The sequence below is a fragment of the Corallococcus llansteffanensis genome (assembly GCF_003612055.1).
Taxonomy (GTDB): Bacteria; Myxococcota; Myxococcia; order Myxococcales; family Myxococcaceae; genus Corallococcus; species Corallococcus llansteffanensis.
In genome coordinates this window covers 1-4,056 of sequence record NZ_RAWB01000753.1, presented here as the reverse complement: position 1 = coordinate 4,056, position 4,056 = coordinate 1, and the positions used below count along the sequence as shown (strand labels likewise).

Annotated in this window: 3 protein-coding genes and 1 pseudogene; all 4 read right to left on the bottom strand. The window is 69.7% G+C overall.

Annotated elements, in window-relative coordinates; translation table 11 throughout:
* Positions 1–122 precede the first annotated feature (122 nt).
* Positions 123–1,880: a glycoside hydrolase family protein gene (locus tag D7V93_RS39545; RefSeq protein ID WP_120648212.1), complete on the bottom strand. Its 1,758-nt coding sequence runs from the start codon at positions 1,878–1,880 to the stop codon at positions 123–125.
* A 117-nt stretch (positions 1,881–1,997) separates the two neighbouring features.
* The gene (locus D7V93_RS39540) at positions 1,998–3,113 is read right to left on the bottom strand and encodes an aldo/keto reductase (protein WP_120648211.1); all 1,116 of its coding nucleotides are present in this window, start codon (positions 3,111–3,113) and stop codon (positions 1,998–2,000) included.
* A gap of 93 nt (positions 3,114–3,206) precedes the next feature.
* Positions 3,207–3,791, bottom strand: a complete 585-nt coding sequence (locus tag D7V93_RS39535; protein WP_120648210.1) for a TetR/AcrR family transcriptional regulator — start codon at positions 3,789–3,791, stop codon at positions 3,207–3,209.
* A 51-nt stretch (positions 3,792–3,842) separates the two neighbouring features.
* Positions 3,843–4,056: pseudogene (locus D7V93_RS39530) on the bottom strand (amidase); the annotation flags it as partial.

The window sequence follows — 4,056 nt, the reverse complement described above, 5'->3', positions numbered from 1 at the left end:
GGGGTGGGGAGAACAGGTCGAGGTTCGTCACCGGGCGGATGTAATCGCCCCCGGAGCCCGATGCACCTCCGGCGGCCCTCCCCCATGCAGGGCGGGCCGCCGGGCGTGGCGCGCGCCTGCCGTCAGCGCTCGGACGACGTGGGCTCCAGGGAGAAGGGCTCCGGGACGTCCAGGAGCTCCCACAGCGCGTCCGGCAGCGGCTTCTCCGCGCGCGCCACGGCCGAGGGACCCTTGGGCGACGACACGCGGTGGCTGTTGACGCGGAACTCGCTGTCCTCCGTGGTGGCGATGACCGCGGCGCGGCCCAGGTCGTTGATGAAGGGCCCATCCGAGCGGAAGGCGACGTTGTTCACGAGCTGCACCTCCGCGGCCCCGGGGACGGTCACCCAGACGGAGTAGCGCTTCGCCACCAGGTCCACGCTCAGGCGGAAGTGGTCCGTCCGGCCGCGCACGTAGGGGATCCGCCGGATCCACGACCAGCCCGAGCCGTTGCGCGCCTGGTAGATGCCGTCCGTGCTCAGGCGCACCGCGAGGTTCAGGCGCGAGAAGGAGGTGACCTCCGTGGAGGAGTCCGTCCAGCCCACGACGCCCCCGTCGATGACGTCCCGGAGCGGGGTGAGGTCGAACTCCACGTTGCGCGTGCCGGTGTTGGTGGTGCCCAGCAGGTGCTGGCTGCGGGAGAAGGACAGCTTCGCGTACCAGGGGTAGTTGGGGCGCGGGTTGAAGCGCAGCAGCGCCTCCAGGAAGTAGTGGTCGCCGTAGATGAGGCTGACGTCGATCTCCTGGCCCGCGGGCAGGTTGCCCACGCCGTGCAACAGCAGGCCGGGGCTGTTGGTGCCCTGCGCGAGGTACGCGGGCGACACCAGCGAGTCCAGCATCCCCAGCGCGGCGGTGCGGTAGCGCGTGCGCCGGGTGGCGTCGGTCTCCAGGCCGCTCAACTCCAGCAGGGCCGAGGCGACGATGGCCGCGGCGGAGGAGTCCTTGAACTGGCTGGGCGCGTTGAAGTCCCAGTTGGGCACGAGGTCCGCGGGCAGGTTCGCCAGGTAGTAGTCCGTCACCCGGCGCGCCGCGGTGAGGAAGCGCGCGTCGCTCGTGTAGCGGTACACCATGCTGTAGCCGTAGATGAGCCACGCCTGGCCGCGCGCCCAGGTGGAGGTGGTGGAGTAGCCCTGGAACGTGCCGCGCGAACGGATGGAGCCGTCCGCGCGGTAGTCCACGTAATGGAACGAGCTGCCGTCAGGGCGCACCGCGTCCGCGAGCGTCTTGAGCGCGTGGTTGACGGCCATGGCGCGATACGCGGGCCGGCCGTTCTGGGAGGCCCAGAGCAGCAGCTGGAGGTCCACCATCGTGTCGGTGACGAGCGGGATGTTCCAGTTCGGGTTCCAATCACAACATTTGATGATGCCAATCTGGCTGTTGTAGCGCGTGGCCAGCGAGTCGGCGGAGGTGAGCAGCACGTCGCGGTAGTAGGTGTTCCCGGTGAGCCTCCACGCCTCGCCGAAGCTCGTGTACATCTTGAAGCCCAGGTCGTGCGTCTCCGTGTTGGTCTTCTGGACCTCCAGGGGGCGCGTCCACAGGTCCGCGCGATCGCGCCAGACGGGCTCGCTCGCCACCTGGAACATGAGCCACATGCTCCCGGGGAAGAAGCCCTGGGTCCAGGCGATGCGGTCGGTGTTGGCCACCGTCGTCCAGGTGCCGTTGGACAGCGACGCCTTCGGAGAGCGGTTGACGCTCGGCATCTCCGCCGTGGTGTCCGCGAGCTGCGCACGGGCGAAGGTCAACACCCGTATCGCGTCCGCGTCCTCGAAGGCCTGCGCGGTGGGCGACACCATCAACAGCAGCATCCACCCCAGCCCTGCTCTGGTCCTGCTCAATCCCATACAGCCTCCCCTGCTCTGGCAGGGGCGGAAGGTTGGGACGCGAAGCACTTGCGGCCATCGGCCCGGGGGGCGGGAGCGGGTCGCCTGCCCCGCCCTCCGGGAGGAGCCGGAAGTGCCCTAGCCGACCGCGGCCGGCCCGGTGAAGACAGGTGCCGTGTAGCCCGTGGGCTTGTCACCCACCGCGGCACCGCCCTGCAGGTCGAGCTGATGGGGCTGGCTGAACATGGAGTAGGGGAACGGCACCGGCGGGGAGCTGACCTCGTCCAGTTGCTGGCGCAGCCCCGGGGGGAGGGTGAAGTCCAGCGCCGCGAGGTTGCCGTCGAGCTGCTTCATCGTGCTCGCGCCGATGATGACCGAGCCGACCCCGGGCTGCGTCGCCGCCCAGTTGAGCGCCACCTGCGACATGTCCCGGCCCAGCTCCTTCGCGACCTTCTCCAGCGTGGCGACCACCTTCCAGTTGCGCTCGGTGAAGAGGCCCATCTGCTGGCCGCCCACCGCGGAGCTGAGGCGGCCCTCGCCCTGGAAGCCGCCTTCGCTCGGCCGGTACTTGCCGGACAGCAGGCCCATGCCCAGCGGGCTCCAGGCGGTGATGCCCATGCCCAGCGCCTGCGCCAGCGGCGTGAATTCGTGCTCCAGGTTGCGCTCCACGAGCGAGTACTGGAGCTGCAGGTTGATGAGCGGCGTCAGCGCGTGGGCCTCCGCCCAGGTCTGCGCCCGCGCCGCGTACCAGGCCGGCACGTCGGACAGGCCGGCGTAGCGGATCTTCCCGGCGCGCACGAGGTCATCGAACGTGCGGACCACTTCCTCCGCGGGGGTGGTGCGGTCCCAGGTGTGCAGCAGGTACAGGTCGATGTAGTCCGTGCGCAGCCGGCGCAGCGACGCCTCCACCGCGCGCAGCATGTTCTTGCGGCCGTTGCCGCTGCTGTTGGGGTCGCCTGGGTGCGTGCTGTTGTAGGTGTACTTGGTGGTCAGGACGACGCGATCCCTCCCGCCCCGCTCCTCCAGGAACTTCCCCAGCAGCGTCTCGCTGGTGCCGTGCGTGTACAGGTCCGCCGTGTCGATGAAGTTGCCGCCCGCGTCCAGGTACCGGTCGAACAGCGCGCGGGAGACGTCGTTCGTCGAACCCCAGAGGCCGCCATACGTCCCGTCCTTCCCGAAGGTCATCGTGCCCAGCGAGAGGGGACTGACACGCAGGCCGGAGCGGCCCAGGAGGTAGTAGCGATTCATCGACATGCGGTGACTCCATTCAGGGTTTATTCTTGACTGATTAATCCAGAAACAGGCGTGCGAAGACGGCGAGCGGGGCTCGGCGGAAGACGGTCGGGGCTACTGGGCCTTCAGGCCCGAGAGGGTGAAGTCCACGACGGCGCGGAGGGTGTCGGGCGGGGTGCCGGCCTTGGCGCCCAGGCGCAGCCCGCCAATGGTGGTCAGCAGGAAGCTCGCGGCGACCCGGGCATCCAGCTTGGAGTTGAGCTCCCCCTTGTGCTGGGCCTCCCGCACGATGCGCTCCAGCATGCCCAGGCCCAGCGCGCCGCTGGACTTGAGCACCGTGGCGACCTCCGGGTCCGTGTGCGCCAGCTCCGTGGTGGCATTCACGGTGAGGCAGCCCCGAGCGCGCTCCTTCGGGGTGGCGCCGGGGATGGAGAGGAGGAACTCGCGGAGGGCGGCCAGGGGCGACGCGTGGGAGCGCAGGCACTCCGCCATGTTGGCGCCGTACTCCGTCTGGTAGCAGCGCAGGGCGTCCAGGTAGAGGCCGTGCTTGTCCCCGAACGTGTCGTACATGCTCTGGCGCCCGATGCCCATGGCGCGCAGCAGGTCGTCCGTGGACGTGGCCTCGTAGCCCTGCTCCCAGAACACGGTCATGGCCCGCCGCACGGCCTCGTCCCGGTCGAATTCTTTCGTCCGTGCCATGGCCGTGTCATAACGATTCTGGACTGACCTGTCAAATTAATCGAAGTGAGCCTAGAAGCCGGGCGGGCGCTCCCCGGCGACGCCGGACGCGCGCTCCAGCGCGATGCCCACGCGGCCCAGGGTGCCCTCGTCGAAGAGCTGGCCGATGAGCGTCACGCCGTGGGGGACGCGGCGCGGGGTGGCGAAGGTGGGCATGGGGCGCTGGAGGTTGGGGGCCCAGTCGCTGCGGGCCTTGGACACCTCCACGAAGCCGGTGCGCAGCGTG